This window comes from Hyalangium ruber (assembly GCF_034259325.1).
GTDB classification, from domain to species: Bacteria; Myxococcota; Myxococcia; order Myxococcales; family Myxococcaceae; genus Hyalangium_A; species Hyalangium_A rubrum.
This window is the reverse complement of sequence record NZ_JAXIVS010000004.1, coordinates 86,384-109,245: the sequence shown is the minus strand read 5'-3', so window position 1 is coordinate 109,245 and position 22,862 is coordinate 86,384. Positions and strand designations below refer to the sequence as shown.

Here is a 22,862-nt window from a genome sequence, read left to right as displayed (position 1 = left end):
CATGCGCCTGCTGACCGTCGACGCGCTGGTGGTGTGTGCCCACGAGCTGGGGAAGGTGGGACTCGTGGCCTCGCAGGCCTGGGTCACGGTGGAAGGGCGGCCGGTGCTGGTGCGCGCCGACCCCGAGGGCCGGCCCATCGCCGGGTGCCCCAACATCGGCCCCACCATCAAGCCGTGTACCAACACGCTGGCGGTGAAGGTGGGCTACTCCGACTTCGTCCGCATCGACGGGCGGCACATCTGCCTGGACACGCTGAGCGGGCTGACGGACGGCACGCCTCCCGGAGTGGTGGAGTACAAGGTGAACGCCCCCGGGCAGACGTTGGTGACGGAGGCGGGATGAGCGCGCCCCGCTATCGTGCCTGGCGGTTCCTGCACCCGGACCTCGACATGGGCGAGGAGCATCCGGGCCTGCGCCTCGCACCCACGGGCGCCATCGACATGGTGGAGGAGCACGCCGCCATCCGCCAGGCCGTGCTGCTCCTGCTGACCACGCTGCCGGGCGAGCGGGTGATGCGTCCGGAGTACGGCTGCGACCTGCACCGGCTGACCTTCTCTCCCAACGACGAAACCACCGCGGGGCTCGCCATCTATTACGTACGTCGCGCGCTGGAGCGCTGGGAGCCGCGAATCCAACTGCTCCAGGTCGAAGCCGGCCGGAACCCCGAGGATGCGTTCCGGCTGGACGTCACCCTGGAGTACCGGGTGCGCGCCACGGGGCGGGGAGATCGCTTCCTCTACGCGCTGACGCTCACGGGAGGCCCCGGATGACCTCGCTCCCGTCCCCACACCTGGATGACCGGACCTTCCAGCAGCTCGTCGATGAGGCGCGCACGCGCCTGGTGCAGGCGTGCCCGGAGTGGACCGATCTGAGCCCGCATGATCCGGGCATGGTGCTGCTGGAGGCCTTCGCGCACCTGACGGAGACGATGCTCTACCGGCTCAACCGGCTGCCGGAGAAGGCGTACGTGGAGTTCCTCCGGCTCCTGGGAGTGCGCCTCCAGCCGCCAGCGGCCGCCTCCGTGGCGTTGATCTTCAGCGTGAGCCGTCCGGCCGAGCGCCCGGTGGACATTCCCCGGGGCACGCGCGTCACCCTGTCCCGCGCGGACGCGGGTGCCGAGCCGGTGGTCTTCCTCACGGCGGACGCGGCGCGCATCCTCCCGGGACAGAGCGAGGTGGAGGCCTTGGCCTACCACTGCGAGCAGGTGGACGCGGAGCTGGTAGGCCAGGGCACCGGCCAGCCGGGTCTCTCGGTGCGCGCGCGCCGGCCACCCATCGTTGCTCCCACAGGCGACTCGCTCGACCTGGTGGTGGGCGTGGAGGCAGAGCCCTCCGAGCTCGATGGCCGGGCCCCGGCGCGCAAGCACGAGGGGCGCACCTATCGCATCTGGCGCGAGGTGGAGGACTTCGCCTACCTGCCTCCGAACGAGCCCGCCTACGTGGTGGACCGGATGACGGGCACCATCACCTTCGCGCCCTCGGCGCGGATGTCCACCGAGCAGGGCACCCTGGGCGAGGCGAAAGCCCTGGCGGCCATTCCTGCCACAGGGCGCGCCATCCGCCTCTGGTACCGCCGAGGCGGAGGTGCGGCGGGAAACGTGGCGGCGAACGCGCTGGAGGTCCTCAAGGATCCCATCCCTGGCGTGAAGGTGAGCAACCCCCGGCCCGCAGTGGGCGGGCGCCCGGCGGAGACGGTGGAGAACGCGCTGGTGCGCGGACCCCAGGAGCTGCACTCGCTGCGGCGGGCCGTTACGGCGGAGGACTTCGAGCTGCTGGCGCTGCGAGCCTCGGGAGCGGTGGCGCGCGCCAAGGCCATCACCCTGGCGCAGATCTGGGAACACGCCCCGGCGGGGACGGTGGAGGTGCTGCTGGTGCCGCACCTGCCCCCGGAAGTGCAGGGCCGCTACGGCGAGGGCGTGACGGTGGAGCGGCTGCGCGAGCACGAGACGGAGGAAGCGCGCGCGCGCATCCAGCGGGAGCTGGAGGAGCGCAAGCCCCTGGGCACGGAGATCCGGGTGACGTATGCGCGCAACAAGGTCATGAGCGTGGTGGCGCGCGTGGTGGCGCACCGGGCGGAGGACACGGGGGCGCTGCGCGAGCGCCTCCTGGAGCGGCTCTACCGCACCCTCACGCCGCTGCCCTCGCCGCTGCGGCCCGGAGGGTGGCGCTTCGGCCATGCGCTCCGGGCTTCGCACGTCTACGACATCCTCCTGTCCGAGCCGGGGGTGAGCTACGTGGACCGGGTCCGGCTGCGCGTGGAAGAGGTGCCGCGCGAGGTGCGCACCCTGGCGGCGGACAACTTCCAGCCGGACACCTTCTATGCGGGTGGAGACACGACGCTCTTCCGCTCCGTCAACGCGGGAGACGGCTGGGAGCCCGCGGGCCGCTTCCCCGGAGAGCAGGTAGAGGTGGTGGAGGCGCACCCGGCGCGCGCAGGGCTGGTGGCAGTGGCGGCGCGGCTGGTAGGCGATACGCAGCAACGCTCACGCGTCCATGTCTCCTGGGACTGCGGGGAGACGTGGGACAAGTCCACCCACACCGTGGACACGGTGGAGGACCTCGCGTGGACGATGCGCGAGGGCATTCCAGTGCTGCTCATCGCCACGCGCGTGGGCCTCTTCGAGCTGGCGATGCGGCCCGGTGCCACGCCGCTGCAGGTGCTGGTGGACCCCAGCAACCAGGACCTGGGCTTCTTCGCCGTGTGTACCGCCCTGAACGTGCGCGGCGGGGTGAGCGTGGCGGTGGCGGGGATGGGGCAGACGGGAGTCTTCCTCTCCAGTGGCGGAGGCAGCAGCGGCACCTTCCGGCACATCGGGCTGCGCGGGCAGGACGTGCGCGTGCTGGAGGTGCAGCGCGACGGGCCCCGCGCCTTCCTCTGGGCAGGGCTGGCGGCGGCGAGCGGCTCGGATCCGGGCAAGGGCTGCGTGAGCCGAGAGCTCCTGGGGAGCGCGGATCCACCGGACGGCTGGCGCGCCTATGACAAGGGCTGGGACGGAGGAAGCTGTCTGGCGCTCGCATTCTCCGGCGCCACCGTTTACGCCGGCTCGCACCGCGTGGGGGTGTTGTGGCAGGACGCGAGTCGCCCCAACGCCACCTGGCAGCGGCCGGACGTGGGCAGCGGCCTGCCCCTGCGCGAGGCCGAGCGCCTCTTCCAACCCGTGTACGCGCTGGCCGCTCTGCCACAGGGCGCGCCGCTGCTGGCGGGAGGCCCGAGCGGCGTCTTCCGTCGGCCCCAGGGCAGCGAGCGCTACGAGCCCGTCTCCACGCGCGAGTTCACCGAGAAGGTGACGCTGCCGCCCACCTGGCTCCTGTGCTCCGGCTCCCACGAGCTGGAGGTGGTGACGGACGATGAAGAGCGCTGAAATCCTCCGGGTGCTGCCGGGCGTCTTCCAGCGGACCGCTCGCCCAGGCGGCCCGTTGGCGGCGATGCTGGCCGTGATGGAGGCGCTCCACGCGCCCTCGGAAGCGGTGCTGGAGAACCTGGACGCGCTCTTCGACCCCCGCCGGGCACCGGAGCGCTTCGTGCCCTTCTTGGCGCACTGGGTGGACCTGGATCTACCGGTGACGACGGGGCTCGGGCGCCTGCGCGAGCTGGTGGCCGCGGGGGTGGAGCTGTCGCGCTGGCGAGGCACGGCGCGCGGGCTGTTGCTGTTCCTGTCCACCGCCACGGGCCGCCGGGACTTCGAGCTGGAGGAGCGGGTGCTCGGCCCTGACGGTCTGCCCCGGCCCTTCCACATCCGCGTGCGAGCCCCGGCGGAGCTGGAGCCGCACCGGCCCATGCTGGAGCGGATCATCGAGATGGAGAAGCCCGCCTACGTCACCTACGAGCTGCACTTCACGCAGCTCCCGCAGCCAGGAGCGAGCTGATGCCACGCGCTTTCGACATCACGGCCGCAACGGAGTCGGTGAACCTGAGTGCCTCGGGGCAGGGAGAGCTGGCCTTCACGGTGTCCAACGCGCTGCGCGCTCCGGTGCGTGCGCGGGCCACGGTGATGATGGCCGGGCAGGCGCGCCCCGAGTGGGCGACCATCGCCGGGGAGGCGGAGCGTGACCTCGCGCCGGACGGGACGCAGCAGTACATCGTGAAGTTGCAGGTGCCTCCGGGCACGCCGCCGGGCCGCTACACCTTCCACGTGCTGGTGACGAACGTGGCCAACCCGGACGAGCAGTACGCCGACGGGCCCACGGTGGCCTTCGTGGTTCCGGAAGCGGCGCCCGTGGTGAAGAAGGCGTTCCCATGGTGGATCGTCGCGCTGGCGGCGGGCGTGCTCGTCATTGGTGGCGGCGTGGCGGCCATCCTCGCGGGAAGGGGAGGGCCGGACCTGGGCGAGCCCTGCGAGGGGACGGAGTGTGGCAAGGGGCTGGCGTGCTCGGGAGCGGCTGGCGGCGTGTGCCTGGGCGAGGATGGCTTCAAGGGCTGCAAGGAGAACGGGCAGTGCCTCTCGGCCCGCTGCAAAGAGGGCCGGTGCGCGGAGGCGGAGCTGGGGCGCAACTGCGGCCCGGGAGACACCTGCCCGGCGCGGCAGAAGTGCATCCCCCTGCTGAACACGCGCACGTGCCTGCTGGCGCCGGGCGAGGCCTGCACGGGGGACGGGCAATGCACCAGCCTCTACTGCAAGGACGAGCGCTGCACGCGCGATGACGGCAAGTGCGAGAACAACAACGAGTGCCGTCCGCCCTCGCAGTGCCACACGAACCAGGTGTGCCTGCTGCCCGACGGGCAGGAGTGCTCGAACAACTCGGTGTGCATCTCCGGCTTCTGCTCGGCCGGGAAGTGCCAGCAGGCTCCGGTGCCCTGTGTTCCCGCGTGTACGGGCGGGCTCTTCTGCGTGTCCGGGCGCTGTATGCCGATCCGGGTCTTCCCCCGGGTCAACGAGGAGATCATGCGACGGGGCATCCGGAGTCCCATCACGCAGTAGCCCGCTCGAGTGTACGCCATGGCCGCTCCCAAGCCCTTCACGGTGGTGCTCATCCTGGCGGTCTTCGCCTGCATCGCCCTGTACGTGCTGGGCGTGGGCCTGGGCGCGACGGACAACTCCAAGCAAGGTCGCTCCTCGATGTCGAAGCAGGAGCGCGCGAAGTTGCGCGAGCGCTTCTTCCCGCCGCGCGCGGTGAAGGCGGAGGAACTTCAGGCCGACTGCCCCCTCGCCAACGGCGTGCTGAGCGTGGTGCAGGGCAGGGCCTGTCGGGTGAGCATCGCGGAAGGGGGCGCGCGGGCCCGTACGCTGGAAGTGGTCCTCGTGGGCGCGGGTGCGGTGGCCCTGGAGTTCACGCCCAAGGGCAAGCCCGCGCTCCCCATCTCGGTGGACCGGCTGACGGAGCCCCGGAAGCTGGACGTGATGAAGGAGGGCGCCGAGCTGGTCGTCACCTGCCGCAGCCCAGGCGCCGGCTCCACGCCCTGCCAGGTCAAGCTCCAGTGAGGCTCACGCCGCCACGCGCGTGAGGCGAAGCACCTTTACGATGGAGACGAGCGCGCCGATGAGCAGCACCACGGCCCAGATGAGCGCGAGGATGGCGACGATGATGGCGCCCAGCGCGTCGGTGATGCTCACCAGCACGATGGGCACCAGCCCATGCAGGAAGCTGACGATGGCGTTGGCCAGCAGCGAGGTGAGCACCAGCAGCACCAGTCCTTTGTTCTGAAGGAAGCGCTGGTGGGCGAGCACCAGGCACACCGCGGCCACGACCTTGAGGAGCATGAGCAGGCCGAGCGTGCCGCTGGCACCCCCTCGGTTGAAGAAGCCCCACACCGCCAGATAGGCGATGGTGCCGAAGGGCACCGAGAGGAACAGGGACACCATCAGCATCAGCAGCCCGAAGGCGGCGAACAGCATGGCGATGCCCGCCAGCAGCGCGACGATGGACCCGATGAGGGTCACCAGCCCCTGCACACGCCCATGGACACGCTCGGGGATGAGGAGGCTGGCGCCCATCAGCGACAGGGTGAGCAGCAGCAGCGCATCCAGCAGGGCCAGATAGGGGATGCTGAGTCCCGGCGTGGGTGGGTTCTCCTTCTGGACCTCGAGGACCTCGTTGATGTCGACGTCGTCCTGCGCGCCCTCCTCGCGGATGGAAGCCTCTAGCGCCTGACGGTCCGGTGCCTGAGTGGGCAGCAGGACCGGCGCACCCACCTCGACGAGCACGGTGAGCGCCAGGCACACCAGCGAGGCGATGAAGAACGGCTTGCGCAGCTTGTCCATTCTGCCCCCCAGCGGACACCTCAGACATCGCGGCTCTACAAGATAGGGAGGCAGCCTCCGCTCCTCGATAAGATCCCCACAGCGAATGTCCGAGCGACTACGAGCCCCGGTGTCCTCGTCGTCTCCTGAACGGGAGCTGACCCTGGAGGACGTGCGTCGGACGCTCGAAGGTCGACTGGAGGTCATCGAGGCGGCCCAGAAGCGCTACGCGGTGTTGGAGCGGCGGCTGAAGGGCGCCGGCTGGAAGCGCCGCCTGCGTGCGTGGAGGGGCTTTTCCAAGGAAGTGCTCCAGCACGAGGCGGAGCTCGCGGAGGCTCTGAGTCGGGCCCGGCGGCGCGCGGAACTCGCCGGCTGGCCGGAGACCCTGCCCGCGCTGGAGCCCCTGCGGGACGTGGGGGCCCGCCGCGCCCGCCTGGAGGCGCTCGTCCAGAAGCGGCTGGGCGAGCTGGCCTTGCCCTCGGGGCCTCCCACGCTGGAGGAGGACCTGGTCCGCCTGGAAGCGGTCCTCCGGGAACCTCGCGTGAGCGCTCCCGGACCGGGAGAGACGCGGCTGCTGGAGATGAAGCGCAACGAGTACTTCCCGCTGCCCGTGGCGGCGCTGATCGCCGTGTTCCTGCCGCTCGTCCACTTCGCGTCCCTCTGGGGCGGGACGACACCCGCCCTCATCACGGTGGTCACCTTCGTCTGCCTCCTGGTGACGTACGCGCTGCGGGCGGGGGAGTTCTGGCTCACCAGCGAGCGGCTCGTCTGGAGGCCCGTGCTGGGCGAGCCAGTGTCGGTGTCCCTCCGCTCCATCCAGGCTGGTGGTGTCCAGGTGGAGCGGTTCATGCGGAGCGTGCGCGTCCAGGGTGACCGCCGGGTACACGTCCGGTACGTGGAGCCCCTGCACAAGCTCGCGGCGCTGGTGGAGATGCACCGCCAGCCGCCCTTCCTCGGCTCCAGTCGCGGCGGCCAGCGCCTGTCGAACGTGAGCCTCTTCGAGGTCGTGCTCTGGGAGGGACCGGGCCATCGGGTGCGTACGGGCTGGGCGGTCCTCCGCCCCGAGGGGGTCTCCTTCCTGCCGGTCGGGAGTGGCACCCAGACGTTTCAGGCCATCACGGGTGCTGCTGCGCCCGCGGGGGTGAACCTCGATGTGTCCTGGGTGTTGGAGGAACTGCGCTGGCTTCCCGGGACCGAGTTCGACGCGTGCCTCGCCCGGGCGGTGAAGGCCACGGATGGGGTGTACTGGTCCGCGTGGGAGGCACGCCGCGCGTCGGGCGTCCCGGTGTGGAAGGAGATCCACATCACCCGTGTCCACGGCACCGGCTCCATGAGCGGCAAGGTGGACTGGTCCCAGCTGGATGCCACCGAGCGACTCTTCGACTCCTGGCCCGCTTCCTGAGCGCATGACACAGCTGTCAGGGGTGGTGGGACATTTGCGCCTCGCAACGCTGTGAGTTCAAGGGGTTGGGCTTGGAATGGGCCTTGCTTTGGCGCGAACATTCCCCTCATCCCCGGAGGCTGAAATGACGCGAAGGTTCCTCGTGGCGCTGCTGGCGGCGCTCACGCTGGCTGGCTGTGGTGTCCCCGTGAGCTCTGCGCCCGGCGACCTGGGAGCAACCCCCGGTGGTGCGCAGGACATCGCGCTGGCGCGCCGGAAGATCGCCGAGGGAACGGTGCCCGCGCCGGCGGATTTCGTCGCCGAGGGGCTCTTCGCGGAGCACGACCTGCCGCTGGAGGGGGCCGCGTGTGACCAGGTGCTGTGCCTGCGCACGGCCACGGCCATCGCGCCGGCCATCGACACGGGGCGCCAGGAGGTCTTCGTGCAGGTGGGCTTCTCCTCCAACGTGGACGGGGCCACCTTCCGCCGCAAGCCGCTGGATGTGGCGCTGGTCATCGACCACTCCGGCTCGATGAAGGGCGAGCCGATGGAGGCGGTGAAGGAGGCGGCGCGCAAGCTGGTGGAGAAGCTGGACGAGAACGACACCTTCTCGCTGGTCATCTTCGATGACAGCGTGGACACGCTGGTGAAGCAGACGCCGGTGCGCGATCGCGGGGCGCTGCTGAGCGCCATCGCCAAGATCGAACCCGACGGCAGCACCTGCATCGAGTGCGGCCTGCGTGACGGCTTCAAGCAACTGGCCACGCGTGAGGTGGACCCGGCGCGGGCCCGGCGGCTGTTCCTGTTCACGGACGCGCTGCCCAACGTGGGGGCCACGGGCCAGGGCGGGTTCCTGGAGCTGCTGCGAGACAACTCCAAGGAGGGCCGAGACATGACGGTCTTCGGGGTGAACATCGCGTTCGGGCAGGAACTGGTGACGGAGATCTCCGCCGTGCGCGGGGCGAACTACTTCTACCTGAGCGGGCCTGAGCGGACGCGGAAGGTGTTCGACGAGGACTTCGACTTCCTGGTGACGCCCATCGCGTACGACTTGCGGATGGCGCTGAAGCCGGCCGAGGGCTTCCGGGTGGAGGCGGTCTACGGCCTGCCGGGCGTCGTGCCGGGCGCGAGCGAGGCGGCGCTGGAGGTGGCTACGGTGTTCCTCTCGCGCAACCGGGGCGCCATCCTCGCGCGCCTGACGGGGAGTGGGGAGGTGCCGCCCAACCAGTCGCTGGTGACGAACCTCTTCTCGTTCCAGCCGGTGGAGGGAGAGGCGCCGCCGGCCGTCACCCTCACCGCAGGCTACGAGGGCAGCGAGCCGCTGGCGTCCACGTCCACGTGGTACTCGCAGCGCTCGGTGCGCAAGACGGTGGCGCTGACCAACTTCATCCTCGGCGCCCGGAAGGCGTGCGCGAAGTGGGAAGCCGGTGAGAAGGCCGAGGCTCGCCAGGCGGCGCAACAGACGGCGGCCCTGCTGCAGGGAGAGGCGGACGCGCTGGAGGACGCGCCGCTGCGCGCCGAGGCGGAGCTGGCGCACAAGCTCGCCGAGTTGATGGTGCCCTGAAGCCAGAAACGGCACCAGACGGCTTGTCAGCGCGGGGCGCGTGCAATACGCCTGGAGCATGTCCACCGTTACGCTCCCCGACGCCTTCCTCCGAGCCATCGCCGAGGGCTTCCCCACCGACTTCCTCACCCGCGAGCCGAGTGAGCTGGCGGAGTACGGGCGGGACTGGACGCGGGTGTACGCCCCCGCACCCACCGCCGTGGCCTTCCCGCGCACCACGGAGGAGGTGTCCCGGTTGCTGGCCCTCTGTCACGCGCACCGGGTGGCGGTGGTGCCTTCGGGCGGGCGCACGGGGCTGGCGGCGGGCGCGGTGGCGGCGCGGGGCGAGCTGGTGCTCTCCCTGCGGCGGATGAACCGGATGGATCCGGTGGACGTGCTCGGCAACACGGTGCGCGTGCAGGCGGGCGCGGTGACGGAGGCGGTACACCAGCACTGCGCCCAGTATGGGCTGACGTGGCCGGTGGACTTCGCCTCCAAGGGCTCCAGCCACGTGGGTGGCAACATCGCCACCAACGCGGGCGGGGTGAAGGTCATCCGCTACGGGCTCACCCGGCAGTGGGTGCTGGGGCTCCAGGTGGTGACGGCCCAGGGGCAGGTGCTGGAGCTCAACGGCGCGCTGGAGAAGAACAACACGGGCGCGGACCTGCGCCAGCTCTTCATCGGCAGCGAGGGCACGCTGGGCATCATCACCGAGGCCACGCTGAAGCTGACGCGGCTGCCCGGCAAGCAGGAGGTGTTCCTCTTCGCGGTGCCGGACGTGGCGGCGGTGCTGAGGCTGTTCCGGGAGGCGCGCCATGCCCCGTTGCTGCTCTCGGCCTACGAGTTCTTCACGGACAAGTGCCTGGCGCGGGTGCAGCGCCACCGCAAGCTGCGCTCACCCTTCGAGGCGCCCAGCGGCTGCTATGTGCTGATGGAGGCCGAAGGTACGGACCCGGCGGCGGTGGAGGCATGGCTGGGCTCGCTCTTCGAGCGCGGGCTGGTGACGGACGGCACGCTGGCGCAGAGCGCCTCCCAGGCCACGGAGCTGTGGGCGCTGCGCGAGAGCATCAGCGAGAGCCTCTCGGCCACGGGGCTGCCGCACAAGAACGACATCTCCCTGCCCATCGCCGCGCTGGAGGCGTTCTGCGGGGAGATGGATCAGTTCTTCGGCGCGCGCTACCCCACGTGGGAGATCTGCCTCTTCGGCCACATCGGCGACGGCAACCTGCACGTCAACGTGATGAAGCCGGACACGGTGGAGAAGGCCGAGTTCCTCGCCCACACGAAGCAGGCCGACCACGACATCTTCGCGCTGGTGCGCAAGCACGGCGGAAGCATCTCCGCCGAGCATGGCATCGGCCTGCTGAAGAAGGACTACCTCTCCTATACGCGCACGCCCGCGGAGCTCGAGCTGCTCCGCACCCTCAAGCGCGCGCTGGATCCAAACAACATCCTCAACCCGGGGAAGATCGTCGACCCCTGAGCGGGCTCAGGAGACGATGCGCGTCTTGATGTCCGTGTTGAGTCCGGCGATCGCGTCACACACCTGCGCGGACACGTCCTGGTCCAGGTCCATGACCAGGTAGCCGATGTTGGAGTCGGTGCTCAGCACCTGGGCGTGGATGTTGGCGTTCAGGTCCGAGACGATGCGGTTGATGTCGCGCAGCACGCCCGGGATGTTGCGGTGGACGTTGAGGATGCGGTGGGTGCCCGGAATCAGCGGCACCTCCACCTGCGGGAAGTTCACCGCGCCCGTGGTGGCGCCCCCGCGCACGAACTTGATGAGCGAGGTGGCCACCTCGCGGCCGATGGACTCCTGGGCCTCCTCGGTGGAGCCGCCGATGTGCGGGGTGAGCACCACGTTGGGCAGCCCCTGGAGCTGGGTGATGAAGCCGTCGCTGTTGGTCTCGGGCTCCTCCGGGTACACGTCCACCGCGGCGCCGCCCAGGTGCTTGGAGCGCAGCACTTCGGCCAGCGCGGGGATGTCCACCACCGTGCCACGGCTGGCGTTGATGAGGCAGGCGCCCTTCTTCATCCGCGCCAGCTCCGCCGCGCCGATCATCATGTTCGTGGACGCCGTGGCCGGCACGTGCAGGGTGACGAAGTCCGACTCGGCCAACAGCTCGCCCAGCGTGGGCACCGAGCGCGAGTTGCCCAGCGGCAGCTTCGTCATCACGTCGTAATAGATGACGCGCATGCCGAGCGCCTCGGCCAGCACGCCCAGCTGCGAGCCGATGTGCCCGTAGCCGATGATGCCCAGCGTCTTGCCGCGCACCTCATGGCTGCCCGTGGCCACCTTGCGCCACTGGCCCAGGTGGACCTCGCGGCTGCGGTCGAACAGCTGGCGGGTGAGGACGACGACCTCCGCCAGCACCATCTCCGCCACGCTGCGCGTGTTGCTGAAGGGCGCGTTGAAGGCGGGGATGCCGTGGATGTTGGTGGCCGTCAGGTCAATCTGGTTGGTGCCGATGCAGAAGGCGCCAATGGCCAGCAGGTTCTCCGCGTGGACCAGCGCGCTCTCGGGCACGGTCGTCTTGCTGCGGATGCCCACCAGGTGTACGCCCTTGAGCCGCTCGGCCAGCTCCTCGGGCTTGAGGGCGCCCGCCACCCGCTCCACCTGGAAGCCCTCGGCCGAGAGCAGCACCTCGGCGGACTTGTGGATGTTCTCCAGCAGGAGGACGCGGAGGGGAACCTTGTTGCTGATGGGAGCCGACGGGTTGGGGAACCGGGGTGTGCTCATGACTCCTCGCGTAAACGCGGCCCCCCACGGTGTCAAGCTCCGCTCGCGGGCTTGGTCCCCCGGGGCACAGCCGCCCTTATTCCTCGTCGGGGTTTTGCAGCCAGTGCAGCGCCTCGGGGCGTGACTCGAAGGTGCGCGCGGGGATGTTGAGCATGGCCTGCTTCGTCATCCGCCACGCCTGCAGCCCCGAGGCCGCCGTGGAGACGATGCGCGCCGAGCGCTTCATCCCCTTGAGCTGCGCGTAGGCGTTGAGCTTCGCCATCGCCGCCACCCACTGCGAGGGCATCACCCGGAGCTGCGACTGGTCCACCAGCGCGCTCCAGTCGCCGCCCAGCCCGTCGATGATCTCCCGCACGCGCGCCAGGTAGTCGTCCAGGTCCGCCGTCGTGGGCTGGGGCGGGTAGATGACCTCGAGGATGCGCTCTGGCTGATGAACGATGATCTGGAAGGGCATGAATGCGAAGTCCCCATACCACAACCGGCTGACAAGCGCAGGGGTAGCTGATCATCCTAACCCGCTGTGGGCGCGGAGTTCGACTCCCCTAATGCGTCGGCAGGGCTCGGGAAAGGTACGAAAGGACGAGGGTGTCCGAGGGAAAACGCCCTGGAAGCTCGGACAGGGATGTCAGACCTCCCTGGTAGTTACGTCCTTGCCGCTTGGACCGGAGCCGAAGCGCCAGAGGGGCGCTGAGGCGGTCTCAACCGGCAAGGGGGATTCATGCGAACGAAGCTGTACGTTCTGGGCGCGGTGCTGGGCATCGCGCCGGGCCTGCTGCCGGTGGTGTCCACGCTGTGGGGGCCGCCGTCGCAGGAGAACCGTCAGGACTCGCGCGGGGCCTCGCGCAAGGGGCGCGGGGCGGGGCGGGTGAGCCCGGCTCCCGCGGGTAACAGTGGCGGGGTGGCGGCGCCTCCCGACCTGGTGCCCGCCGGGCCCGGAGAGCTCAGCCACCCGTGCGAGCTCGTCACCCTCGTGAAGGTGCCGTGCGAGTCGAGCACGGAGGCCTGCGAGTACACGTACTGGGAGTGCCCGGCGGCCGTGAAGCCGCTGAAGGCCTGACAGCGACGCTCGGTCCGTCCGAGCATCGCACCTCGAAGTGAGCGCGGCGGGGCTGGCTCCGAATGGGAGTCCGGCTCCGCCGCTCTCGTTTCCGCCCGGTTAGTTCGTCGCGCCCGGGGCGGCCTTCTTCAGGTACTGGTCCAGGAAGGTGCGCGTGCGGGCGTAGGCCTCCGCCTCGTTCTTCTTCTTGGTGAAGCCGTGGCCCTCGTCGGGGAATACCACGTACTCCACCGGCACCTTGTTCTTCTGCACCGCCTGGACGATCTCATCCGACTCGGGCTTGATGACGCGCGGGTCGTTGGCGCCCTGGATGACAAGCAGCGGCTTCTTGATCTTGTCGGCGTGGAACAGCGGAGAGGTCTCCCGCAGCATCTTCTCCTGCGTCTTCGGGTCGCCGATCTCCTGGTAGAGCGCCTCGCGGAACGACTCCCAGTAGGGCGGGATGTTCTCCAGGGTGCGCAGCCAGTTGGACACGCCGAAGATGTCCACGCCCACGTTGAACTCGTCCGGGTGGAAGGCCAGCGCCGCCAGCGTCATGTAGCCGCCGTAGCTGCCGCCGATGATGCCGACGCGGCTGCCGTCCACGTAGGGCAGGCTGGAGAGGTACTTCTTGGCCTCGATGCAGTCGCGCAGCGGCTCCTTGCCGTGCTTCTGGTCGTCGGCGGTGAAGAAGGTCTTCCCGTAGCCGGAGCTGCCGCGGTTGTTGATGCCCAGCACCACGTAGCCGTGGTTGGCCAGGTACTGGATGAAGGGGTGGTAGCCCTTGCGCGTCTGTCCACCGGGGCCGCCATGCACCCAGACGAGGGCGGGCGCCTTGGTCTCCGCCGTGGCCTGGTGCGGCTTGAACAGGATGTTGGGGATCTCCATCCCATCGAAGGACTTGAAGCGCACCACCTGGGCCTCGACGAGATCCTCCGCGTCGACCTCGGGGCTGAGGGCGTTGGTCAGCCGCGTGGCCTTGCCGGTGGCGAACTCGTAGACGTAGATGTTGTTCGGGGAGCGATCACCGTTGTGGTAGAAGGCCATCCGCTTCTCGCTGCGCGCAATGTTCACCGCGGTGATGTCGCCCGCGGGCAGCTGCGGCAGCGCCACCTGCTTGCCCACCTTCACGTCATGGAGCCGGATGGTGGTGCGGCCATCCTCGTTGATGGCGGTGACGCGGTAGGCGCCGTTCTGGGAGAAGTACGTGTACATGATGTCCCAGTCGGCCTTCTCCACGTCCGCGACCTTGCCGTCGGCCAGCGTGTAGCTCGCCACGCGGGTGAACTCCGAGCCGTCGTTGGTCAGGAAGTAGAGGGCGCTGGAGGCCGGGTCGAACGAGGCGGCGGTGTACGTGGCCACGCCCTTGTGCGCGGTGATGTGCTGGGTTTCCTTCTTGGCGACGTCATAGAGGTAGATGTCGCTGTCGGCCGTGGTGCGCTGCTTGTCGAGGGCGATCCACTTCTCGTCGCGGGAGATGTCGGCGAACTCGTAGCCCCCGGGGTTCTGGAAGAGCAGGGTGCGCGCGTACGTCTTGGCGTCGTACTTGTAGAGGTCGAAGAAGCGCTCGTCCCGCTCGTTGGTGGTGACGTAGAAGGCGGAGAAGTCATCCGACTTCCAGCCGACGAACTGGGCCTTGAGCTTGTCGCCCGGGGTGAGGTCCTTCTCCTTGCCGTCCAGGCTGCGCACGTAGAGGTGGTTGTTCTCGTTGCCGCCCTGATCGCGGGTGTAGAGGATGCGCTCGTCCTTGGGGAAGTAGGCGACGGAGAAGGTGCTCTCCGTCTTGGACTGGGTCAGGGCCTTGGGCTTGCCGCCCGTCGTCGCCACGCTGTAGGCGTTGAAGATGCCGCTCTGGTTCGAGGAGAAGAGCAGCTTCTTCTCGTCCGGGGAGAACGAGGCACCCCGGTAGAGGGTGGTCGTCATGAACTGCTCGATCGTGTACTGCTTCGAGGGCCGCGCCGTGGGCTTTGCCGGCGTGGACGGCTTCGTGGCGGGAGGAGCGGCCAGGGCCAGCGCGGGCAAGAGCGCCACGGCGGCGACCACTCGGGAGACGAGCGACGACATGCAACCTCCTTGGGGACGTTGAAGCAGCGGGCCCGAGAGGACCCGCGAGTGTGCGCACTGTGGCGCAGCGTGAGCGGAGGTACGAACGTAAAAAGGCGCCATTGCGCGGGCGGGCCGTAAATCCTGGAGGGTCCGCACGGAAAATCCTTCCGCATCCTGAGAAAGAGAGGTCGCAACCCTGTGAATTGCCTGGGGTCTCCCATGGCATGCCATGCGCATTGGCTCCTTGGCGGTCTCAAGGGGGGTGGCGTTGTGAGCAGGATGCGGCTGGGGGAGTGGTTGGTACACAACGGTGCTTTGACGCCCGAGCAGGTGCAGACGGCGCTGTGGCACCACGCCCGCTGGAAGTACAAGTTTGGCGAGGCGGTGCTGGATCTGAAGATGGTTCCGCCGGACAAGTTCCTGCGCCTGCTGGCCGGTCACCTGAACGTGCCGTTCATCCGCGCGGAGCAGCTCGACAAGGTGCCCGCCTCCATCGTGCAGACGGTGTCCTCCGAGGTGCTGGGCCGCCTCTTCTTCCTGCCCCTGCGTCATCAGCCCGGGGGCTCGCGCGGCTCGCTCTACATCGCGACGCACCAGCCGGAGAACCTCGCCTTCATCGACGAGGTGAGCTTCGCCACCGGCTTCCACGTGGTGCCCGTGCTCGCGCTGCGCGAGGACATCGAGCGGGCCTTGCGGCGTCACGGCGTCATCGCCGGCCGCTACATCGAGCCCATCGAGCTGCCGCCGGAAGAGGATTTCCGGCTGGACGTCACCCGCTAGGGTTCGGAGTGCGCTGGGGCCCGGCTGCTTGCTCCAGCGTCTTGCCGCACGGCAATCGAGGGGGAGAGGGCTTGAAGGCTTCCCCCCGGGAAACATTCGGATGTGCTCCCGGGGTTCCGCTTCCTGGTTGACTCCCTATCCTCGACATCCATGCCCTTTCTGTCCATTCGCGGCGTGCAACTCTATTACGAGGACACCGGAGGGCCCGGCGAGCCGATCGTTTTCAGCCACGGGTTGCTCTGGAACTCGCACCTCTATTCCCGCCAGGTCGAGGCCCTGAAGGGCCGCTACCGGTGTATCTCCTATGACCATCGCGGTCAGGGTCGCAGTCAGGCGCCACCCGGGAAGGTGATCGATCTACGGACCGTCTACGAAGACGCCGTGGCGCTCATCCAGGCCCTGGGGCTGGCGCCCTGCCACTTCGTGGGCCTGTCCCAGGGCGGCTTCGTGGGGCTGCGTGTGGCGGCGCGCCACCCGGAGCTGCTGCGCTCGCTGGTGCTGCTGGACACCTCGGCGGCCTCGGAGTCGCTGTGGAACCTGTCGCGCTACCTGCTGCTGTCAACGACGACGCATTGGTTGGGTCTGCGCCCCGTGGTGGATCGCCTCATGGCGATCTATTTCGGGAAGACCTTCCTCAATGATCCGTCGCGGGCCGCCGAGCGCGAAGAGCTGCGGCGCCAGCTGGTGAGCAACCCGCGCGACGTGTGGCGCGCCATGCACGGCGTCATCACCCGGCGGGGCGTCACCGAAGAGCTGTCGCGCATCACCACGCCCACGCTCATCGTCGTGGGCGAAGAGGATGCCATCACCACGCCGGAGATGGCCGAGGTGCTGCACACGCGCATCGACGGCTCGAGGCTGGTGCGGCTGCCGCACGTGGGCCACATGTCCAACCTGGAGGAGCCCGAGCTGGTGAATGGCTCCATCGAGCGCTTCCTGGAGGGGCTGGCCGCGCCTGCTCGCCCGCCCTTCGAGCGCTGGGCCAGCCTCCCGCTTTAGTCGCCGGCTGCTCACCTGCCCGGGTGGGCAATGCCGGTCGCCAAGGATGCTGGCTGCTCAGGAGGCGCACGCCTCGCCAGCCTGCTTCCGAGGAATGGCACACATAGGGGTTCTGAGTTGTGCGGGTTGATGCACGATCCCTTCCCTCATCTGCTTCAGACGCCTGAGTTCATTCGAGGTCTCAGGCGTAATGCGCTGGTCGCACCCGTCTCTGATTGGGCAAGTCTGAGTGACAGACTTGGACGTGCGACAGCTTGGCTCGACGCAGTTCACCGACAGCTTGCCAGTGGAGGAGATGTCCAAGCCGGGATGCTCTTGTTGCATCACGGCCTCTTCCACATGCGCAACCAGTGGAACCGGAAGGAGTGGCGCCGTTTCTGCCTGGAAGTCGCTCGCGTGCATCCGCTGCGCGAGCTGCTCCACCAATGTCCCTTCACCCGCCATGGCTATGAACGGCCGCGCGGCTACGCGGGGGACGCCGCGCTCATCGACTACCTGTATGCGGAGCGCATCGAGGAGGAGCTGCACCTCCACCCGGGCACGAATATCTACCGCTTCATGTACCAGCAGCCGAGTCCTCGCAGCGTGCGAGAGCGGCGCGTGCTGCTGGCCCAGGAGATCGACAAGGTCGCCTCCCAGGTCCACATGCCGCGGATCCTCTCCGTCGCCTGTGGGCACCTGCGCGAGTCCGAGCTGGCCCGCTCCGTCAAGGAGCACCACATTGGCGAGTTCATCGCTTTCGACCAGGATCCGATGAGCCTGGCCGAGGTGTCGCGTCAGCACCCGGAGAACGCCATCCGTCCGGTCTGCGGCTCGGTGCGCGCCCTGCTCACGGGCCGCGCCCTGTTCGGCCACCTGGATCTCGCCTACTCCGCGGGCCTGTACGACTACTTGTCGGACAACACGGCCCGGCGGCTGACGCAGATCCTCTTCAACATGCTCAACCCGGGCGGGCGCCTGCTGGTGGCCAACTTCGCCACCTGCCCCGAGGCTGGCTACCTCGAGGCCTTCATGGATTGGTGGCTCATCTACCGCGACGAGGACCAGATGCAGGCCCTCACGCTGGACATCGACCCGCTCCAGCTCGCCTCCACCAACATGTTCCGGGACACCGAGAAGAACGTCATCTACCTGGAGCTGACTCGGCGCTGAGCAAGGCGTCTCCCGCCACGGGCTGCTCCGGGCTGCGCAGGGGGAGGGTGATGGTGAAGGTGGAGCCCTGGCCCGGGGTGCTCTCCACCTCCACCGTCCCCCCGAGCGCCTGGACGATCTCTCGCACCAGCCACAGGCCGATGCCAAAGCCGCCGTAGTGGCGCACGGACACCGCGCGCTCGAAGCGCTCGAAGATGCGCTCGGTGTCCTCCGGGGCGATGCCGATGCCATGGTCGCGCACCTGGATGCGGGCGTCGGTGGGCCCACCCTCGATGGTCACCTCGATGGGCTTGCCTGCCCCGTACTTCATGGCGTTGGTGATGAGGTTGCCCACCACCTGCTCCAGCCGCATGGCGTCCCAGTGTCCCACCACGCTGCCGCTGGCGCGCACCTCCACGGGACACTCGGCCCGCGCCAGTGCCTCGCGCGAGCGCTCGATGATGCCGCGCACCAGGGTCACCAGGTCCACGTCCTCGAGCTTGCCGAGGAGCTGGCCCTGCGCCACCCGGGAGATGTCCAGGAGCTCGTTGACGAGCCTGCCCAGCCGCTGCGTCTGCAGGTTGGCCGAGTCCAGCTTGGCCGCCACGCGCTCGGGTGGCGGCCGCACCGCCGCCTGCCGCATCTGCGACATGAGGCCCTGGAGGTGGAGCTGGAGCGAGGTGAGCGGCGTCTTCAGCTCATGCGCGGCGATGGACAGGAAGTCGTCCCGGCGGCGTACCGCCTCCTGCTCCTCGAGGTAGAGCCGGCCCCGCTCCTCGGACAGGGCCGTCATCCGCTCGAAGCCCTCCGCGTTCTCCAGCGCCACGCTGGCCAGCGTGGTGATGAAGCCGGTGAGCCGCTCCTCGTCCTCGCCGAACAGCTCGCCCACCTGACGGTGGCTGGCGCACACGCACGCCACCGTCTTGCCGCGCACCTGGAGCGGCGCGCACAGCAGCGAGCGAACGCCGATCATCTCCATGCTCTCGCTCACCCCGCCGGGCATGCCCTGCCCCATGATGGCGGGCTGGCCCGTCTCCATCGCGCGGGCGATGGCGGTACGGCTCACGCCCTCGGCCGCCCGGACGTCCTCGGGCAGCACGTCGGTCGGGTCCAGCACGGCGCAGTGCTCGGCGCGCAGCAGCTCCAGCATGGACTGGCGCACCGCCTCGAAGACCGCCTCGCGCGTGAGCGCCGAGGCGATGCGCCTGCCCGCTTCCAGCACCCGGGGGAAGCGGTCCACCAGGGACAGCGTCTCTGGCCGCTCGGGCGTGGCGCCGGGGTTGTGGGACTCCTCGCTCAGTCCCTGCTCCATCTCCTGGAGCTCCCGGGTGGCGGTCCTCAGGTCCTCGGCCGCCTCGGGCCAGCCGTGCTCCTTGCCCACCTGACCGCGCGCTAGCAGCGTCTGGGCGCGCTCGTGGCGCATCTTCAGCTTCTCGGCCAGCCGCAGGCTCTGCTCCAGCCACCGGCGGGCCTTGCGGGGGTGGCCGGCCATGGCCGCCAGCAGGCCCCGCTCGCGCAGGGCGTGGGGCAGGTTGTTGCGGTAGGTGCGCGCCACGTGGTGCGCCCGGCGAGCCACCCGCTCGGCCTCCTCCAGCAATTGCGCGCGCCGCTTCGGCGCGAACGCGGAGACGCCCTCCAGGCGCCGGCGCAGCATGGTGGTGAGCCAGGCGGGCACGGGCGCCACGTACTCGGAGCGCAGGTGCGAGCCCTCGACGATGCGCTCAGCCTGCTCCAGCGTCGTCACCGCGCCTTCCACGTCTCCCTCGTGGAGCTGGCGGATGGCCTCCGACATGAGCACGCCGGCGCGGGACTGGGGATCGGCGCCGGGGTTGCCCAACTCCTCTTCCAGCAGGCTCCGGGAGATGCGGCCCCCGGAGGCCTTGCCCCACACCTCCAGGGCGAGCCGCACCGCGTACCGGTCTCCGATGGCCAGCGCCGCCCGGTGCAACTGCTGGGCGGAGCTCAGGGCCTCCTTCAGCCGGCCCAGCCGGTACAGCGCCATGGCCATCTGGAAGTGGGCGTTGTTCACCTCCCACCGGTCCCCGGTCCGGTCCAGCAGGCGGATGGCCTCGCGGATCCGCTCGATGCACTCCTCGAAGCGGCCGGTGCAGTACATGGCCAGCCCGTAGAAGTGCAGCGACTGCCCCTGGCCCCACACGTCGCCCATCTCCCGGCGCATGGCCAGGGACTTGGACACGTAGTCGATGGCGCGCTCGTACCAGGGCAGCACCGTGGCCACCGGCGAGTGCTCGGAGTAGGCCTGCGCCAGCTCCGGCGTGGGCGGGTAGCGCTCGGCGATGTTCAGCTCGCGCAGGTGCGCCCAGAGCACCGCCATGCGCCCCCGGTGGTACCAGTACGCGTAGGCCAGGCGGCTGTAGAGGTGGACGGCGAGCAGGTCCTCCTCGCTGTGGTCCAGCGGGCGGCGCGCCAGCCAGAGCCTGGGCAGCAGCGTGTGGCCCGCTTGCACGGCCACTTCCCACACCGCGCCCAGCCCTCGCAGGGCGTTGCTGCCGGGCACCCAGCGCCCCAGCAGCCTCAGCCCCTGCTCCAGCGCCGCGTTGCCCTCGTCGCCACGGCCGCGCTTGAAGGCCAGCTCTCCCAGTCGGGCCCAGGTGCGTGCTTGTTCCACCCGATCGCTCGCCAGGCTCTGCGCCAGCTCGAGCTGTTGCTGGGCCGCCTCGTACCGGCCACGCAGCATCAACACATCGCCCAGCCCCGCGGTGATGCGGTAGCGGGTGTCCGTGTTCGCGCCCTCCGCGCCGCGCTCGGCGATGCGGTAATTGAGCTCCGCCGTCTCCAGGGCGAACTGCTGCCGTGCCCGCTCCGCCGCCACCAGGGCGTGGGGCAGGGCCTGGGTGTACTCGCCCGCCGCGTCGAAGTGATAGGCCAGCTCGAAGGGGTCCGCTTGAGCACTGGAGGCAATGGCGCGCGCCGCCAGCCGGTGCAGCTCCTTCAGCTCCTCGGGCCCCAGGAGCCCCAGCAGCGCCTCGCGCAGCTTGTCGTGGACGAAGGTGTAGCGGTCCGGCGTGTCCTCCCACAGCATGTGGCGACGGCGAGGCTCGGCCAGGGCCACGGTCACCCGCTCTCGTGGAGTGCCGGACAGGGAGGCCACGCGCTCCAGGCCGAAGCTCTTGCCCAGCACCGCGCCCACCGAGAGCAGCCGCAGCGAGTCCGCCGGCAGCCGCTTGAGCCGACGCACCAGGAACGAGGCCGCCTGGCGCGAGGAGCGCACGTGCGCCATGGCAGCCGCGTCCACCTGCCAGCCATCGGGGCTGGGCACCAGGGCGCCATCCTCCACCAGCCCGTGAAGCACCGCCGAGGCCATGAAGGGGTTACCCTCGGACAGGCGCGCCACCAGCTCCGTGGCCTCGTGTGGCAGGGCGCCCGCCATGGACTCGGCCATGCGGGCCACCTCGGCGGCGCCGAAGGTTGCCAGGCGCAGGTGGGCGCTGGGCTTCAGCCGCCTCAGCATGTGTCCGGGGCCCACCTCCTCGCTGCGGAAGGACACCACGATCATGGTGTGGCCCGCGCTCTGCTCGGCGGTCTGCTGCCAGCTCTCCAGCGCCCGCAGCGTCAGCTCGTCCGCCCACTGGCAGTCATCCAGCAGCACCACCGCCGGCTCGGCCTCCGTGCCCAGCGCGCCCAGCAGCGAGGTGAGGGCGCGGATGCCGCGGTGCTCGCCGAAGGACTCGGGGCCCAGGTGCTGCTGCGGAGCGGGGCGCAGCATCGGCTCCAACTGCGGTAACACCGTACACAGCGCCGTTTCCTGGCCCACCAGTCGCTGGCGCAGCGTCTCGGCCAGCGCGGGCTTCTCCTTCGCCGCCGCGGCGATGGTGGTCGCCACGCCCGTGAAGAGCTGGAAGGGGCGCAGCGCGGCCTGATCCACCGCCTGCCCCTGGAGCACCCACGCCCGGTGGTGAACGGCGCGCGCGGAGAACTCCTCGATCAGCCGGCTCTTGCCTCCGCCGGACTCGGCCTCCACCACCACCAGCCGGCCCGGCTCGGAGCGGGTGCGCTCCAGCTCGCGCTCCAGCAACGCCAGCTCCTCGTGGCGGCCCACGAAGGAGGGTTCGGTGAGGCTGCGGCGCTGATCATGCGCGCCGGTGACGAGTTCCGGCTCCGCCTCGCCGTGCGAGAGCGCCTCGTCCAGGGCGCGCAGGTCCGCCAGCGCCGACTCGGCGGACTGGTAGCGGTCGGACGGGTCGGTCTGCAAGAGCCGCCCTACCAGCTCCTCCAACGCGCGGGGCACCTCCACCCCGCCGCTGCGCAGCTTGGGGCGCGCGGCCAGGTGCTGGCGCAGCACCTCTCCCACCGAGCCACCATCGAAGGCGGGGCGGCCGGAGAGCGCCTCGAAGAGGACGATGCCCGCCGAGTACAGGTCCGAGGTGGCCTCCACCGGGCGGTTGAGCAGCCCGGCCTGCTCGGGCGAGAGGTAGCGTGCGGTGCCCACGGGCAGGTCCCGGAGCGACGGGTCCAGCCGCTCGCTGCGGGCCAGGCCGAAGTCCACCAGCGTGGCGCGCTCCAGCGGCTGGCCCTCGATGATGATGTTGGCGGGCTTCACGTCCCGGTGCAGCACGCCGTGTCGGTGGGCCTCCGCCAGGGCCGCCAGCATGCACTGGCCCAGCGTGAGCACCTCGGGCAGGGTGAGGCTGCCGCGCGTGAGCCGCTCCTGCAGCGACTCGCCCGGGATGTAGGGCGTCACCAGATAGAGCAGCTCGTTGGAGACGCCCAGGTGCAGCACGGGCACCACGAAGCTGCTGTCCAGCTCTTCCAGCACCGCCGCCTCGTGCTCCAGCCGTTGCCGCGTCGCCGAGGCCAGGGCGGTGGTGGAGGTGACCTTGATGACGACCCGGCCCCCGCTCCGCAGGTCGCTCCCCAGCCAGGTCGAAATGCCTCGACCCGTCTTCAGGCGCTGAAGCAGCTCGAAGCGGTTCCCCAGCCGCCGCCCGGGCAGCGGTTCACCGGGACTGGCGCCAACCTGTGGAAAGCCCTCTGACATTCGCTGCCCTCGCCCTCCCATCGCATCG

The 22,862-nt window shown here is 69.8% G+C and carries 18 protein-coding genes; 13 read left to right on the top strand and 5 right to left on the bottom strand.

From position 1 onward, the window contains the following. Nucleotide 1 precedes the first annotated feature (1 nt). The 6 genes from SYV04_RS12700 to SYV04_RS12675 are packed head-to-tail and all read left to right on the top strand — an operon-like array spanning nt 2 to nt 5,420. Nucleotides 2-343 (top strand): hypothetical protein, encoded by a 342-nt coding sequence (locus SYV04_RS12700; protein WP_321545989.1) that lies wholly within the window; start codon nt 2-4, stop codon nt 341-343. Continuing rightward, the gene (locus SYV04_RS12695; protein WP_321545988.1) at nt 340-771 is read left to right on the top strand and encodes a GPW/gp25 family protein; all 432 of its coding nucleotides are present in this window, start codon (nt 340-342) and stop codon (nt 769-771) included. Before SYV04_RS12700 ends, SYV04_RS12695 begins: the two co-directional genes overlap by 4 nt. After that, the gene (locus SYV04_RS12690) at nt 768-3,362 is read left to right on the top strand and encodes a putative baseplate assembly protein (RefSeq protein WP_321545987.1); all 2,595 of its coding nucleotides are present in this window, start codon (nt 768-770) and stop codon (nt 3,360-3,362) included. The genes SYV04_RS12695 and SYV04_RS12690 overlap by 4 nt, the downstream gene beginning before the upstream one ends. Next, nucleotides 3,349-3,867 (top strand): phage tail protein, encoded by a 519-nt coding sequence (locus SYV04_RS12685; RefSeq protein ID WP_321545986.1) that lies wholly within the window; start codon nt 3,349-3,351, stop codon nt 3,865-3,867. Before SYV04_RS12690 ends, SYV04_RS12685 begins: the two co-directional genes overlap by 14 nt. Further along, nucleotides 3,867-4,919, top strand: a complete 1,053-nt coding sequence (locus SYV04_RS12680; RefSeq protein WP_321545985.1) for a COG1470 family protein — start codon at nt 3,867-3,869, stop codon at nt 4,917-4,919. Before SYV04_RS12685 ends, SYV04_RS12680 begins: the two co-directional genes overlap by 1 nt. Before the next feature lie 18 nt (nt 4,920-4,937). After that, complete coding sequence (locus tag SYV04_RS12675) at nt 4,938-5,420, top strand: hypothetical protein (protein ID WP_321545984.1); 483 nt, start codon at nt 4,938-4,940, stop codon at nt 5,418-5,420. A gap of 3 nt (nt 5,421-5,423) precedes the next feature. On the opposite strand, the gene SYV04_RS12670 is transcribed toward SYV04_RS12675, so the two are convergent. Further along, complete coding sequence (locus SYV04_RS12670) at nt 5,424-6,200, bottom strand: hypothetical protein (RefSeq protein WP_321545983.1); 777 nt, start codon at nt 6,198-6,200, stop codon at nt 5,424-5,426. A gap of 85 nt (nt 6,201-6,285) precedes the next feature. Between SYV04_RS12670 and SYV04_RS12665 the strand changes: the two genes are divergently transcribed. The 3 genes from SYV04_RS12665 to SYV04_RS12655 all read left to right on the top strand — a co-directional run bounded on the left by SYV04_RS12665 (nt 6,286) and on the right by SYV04_RS12655 (nt 10,586). Then, entirely contained in the window at nt 6,286-7,581 is a 1,296-nt protein-coding gene (locus SYV04_RS12665; RefSeq protein ID WP_321545982.1) for an AAA family ATPase, read from the top strand. 124 nt (nt 7,582-7,705) lie between these two features. Continuing rightward, complete coding sequence (locus tag SYV04_RS12660) at nt 7,706-9,124, top strand: vWA domain-containing protein (RefSeq protein WP_321545981.1); 1,419 nt, start codon at nt 7,706-7,708, stop codon at nt 9,122-9,124. A gap of 58 nt (nt 9,125-9,182) precedes the next feature. After that, the gene (locus tag SYV04_RS12655; RefSeq protein WP_321545980.1) at nt 9,183-10,586 is read left to right on the top strand and encodes an FAD-binding oxidoreductase; all 1,404 of its coding nucleotides are present in this window, start codon (nt 9,183-9,185) and stop codon (nt 10,584-10,586) included. Between the two features lie 6 nt (nt 10,587-10,592). Here SYV04_RS12655 and serA read toward each other — a convergent pair whose 3' ends face one another. Together serA and SYV04_RS12645 are read right to left on the bottom strand one after the other, a co-directional pair. Further along, a complete protein-coding gene (serA, locus tag SYV04_RS12650) occupies nt 10,593-11,843 on the bottom strand; it encodes a phosphoglycerate dehydrogenase (RefSeq protein WP_321545979.1) in 1,251 nt (416 codons plus the stop codon). Nucleotides 11,844-11,919: 76 nt separating this feature from the next. Next, nucleotides 11,920-12,297, bottom strand: coding sequence for an STAS/SEC14 domain-containing protein (locus SYV04_RS12645; RefSeq protein WP_321545978.1), 378 nt, complete (start codon nt 12,295-12,297; stop codon nt 11,920-11,922). Nucleotides 12,298-12,561: 264 nt separating this feature from the next. Between SYV04_RS12645 and SYV04_RS12640 the strand changes: the two genes are divergently transcribed. Beyond that, nucleotides 12,562-12,900: a hypothetical protein gene (locus tag SYV04_RS12640; RefSeq protein WP_321545977.1), complete on the top strand. Its 339-nt coding sequence runs from the start codon at nt 12,562-12,564 to the stop codon at nt 12,898-12,900. 99 nt (nt 12,901-12,999) lie between these two features. Here SYV04_RS12640 and SYV04_RS12635 read toward each other — a convergent pair whose 3' ends face one another. Next, nucleotides 13,000-14,943 (bottom strand): S9 family peptidase, encoded by a 1,944-nt coding sequence (locus SYV04_RS12635; RefSeq protein ID WP_321545976.1) that lies wholly within the window; start codon nt 14,941-14,943, stop codon nt 13,000-13,002. Between the two features lie 261 nt (nt 14,944-15,204). On the opposite strand from SYV04_RS12635, the gene SYV04_RS12630 reads away from it, so the two are divergent. From SYV04_RS12630 to SYV04_RS12620, 3 genes are all read left to right on the top strand, one after another. After that, complete coding sequence (locus tag SYV04_RS12630; protein ID WP_321546547.1) at nt 15,205-15,705, top strand: GspE/PulE/PilB domain-containing protein; 501 nt, start codon at nt 15,205-15,207, stop codon at nt 15,703-15,705. A gap of 150 nt (nt 15,706-15,855) precedes the next feature. Continuing rightward, a complete protein-coding gene (locus SYV04_RS12625) occupies nt 15,856-16,704 on the top strand; it encodes an alpha/beta fold hydrolase (protein WP_321545975.1) in 849 nt (282 codons plus the stop codon). Between the two features lie 309 nt (nt 16,705-17,013). After that, nucleotides 17,014-17,856: a class I SAM-dependent methyltransferase gene (locus tag SYV04_RS12620; protein ID WP_321545974.1), complete on the top strand. Its 843-nt coding sequence runs from the start codon at nt 17,014-17,016 to the stop codon at nt 17,854-17,856. On the opposite strand, the gene SYV04_RS12615 is transcribed toward SYV04_RS12620, so the two are convergent. Then, nucleotides 17,828-22,834, bottom strand: coding sequence for an ATP-binding protein (locus SYV04_RS12615; RefSeq protein ID WP_321545973.1), 5,007 nt, complete (start codon nt 22,832-22,834; stop codon nt 17,828-17,830). The genes SYV04_RS12620 and SYV04_RS12615 overlap by 29 nt on opposite strands. Nucleotides 22,835-22,862 lie beyond the last annotated feature (28 nt).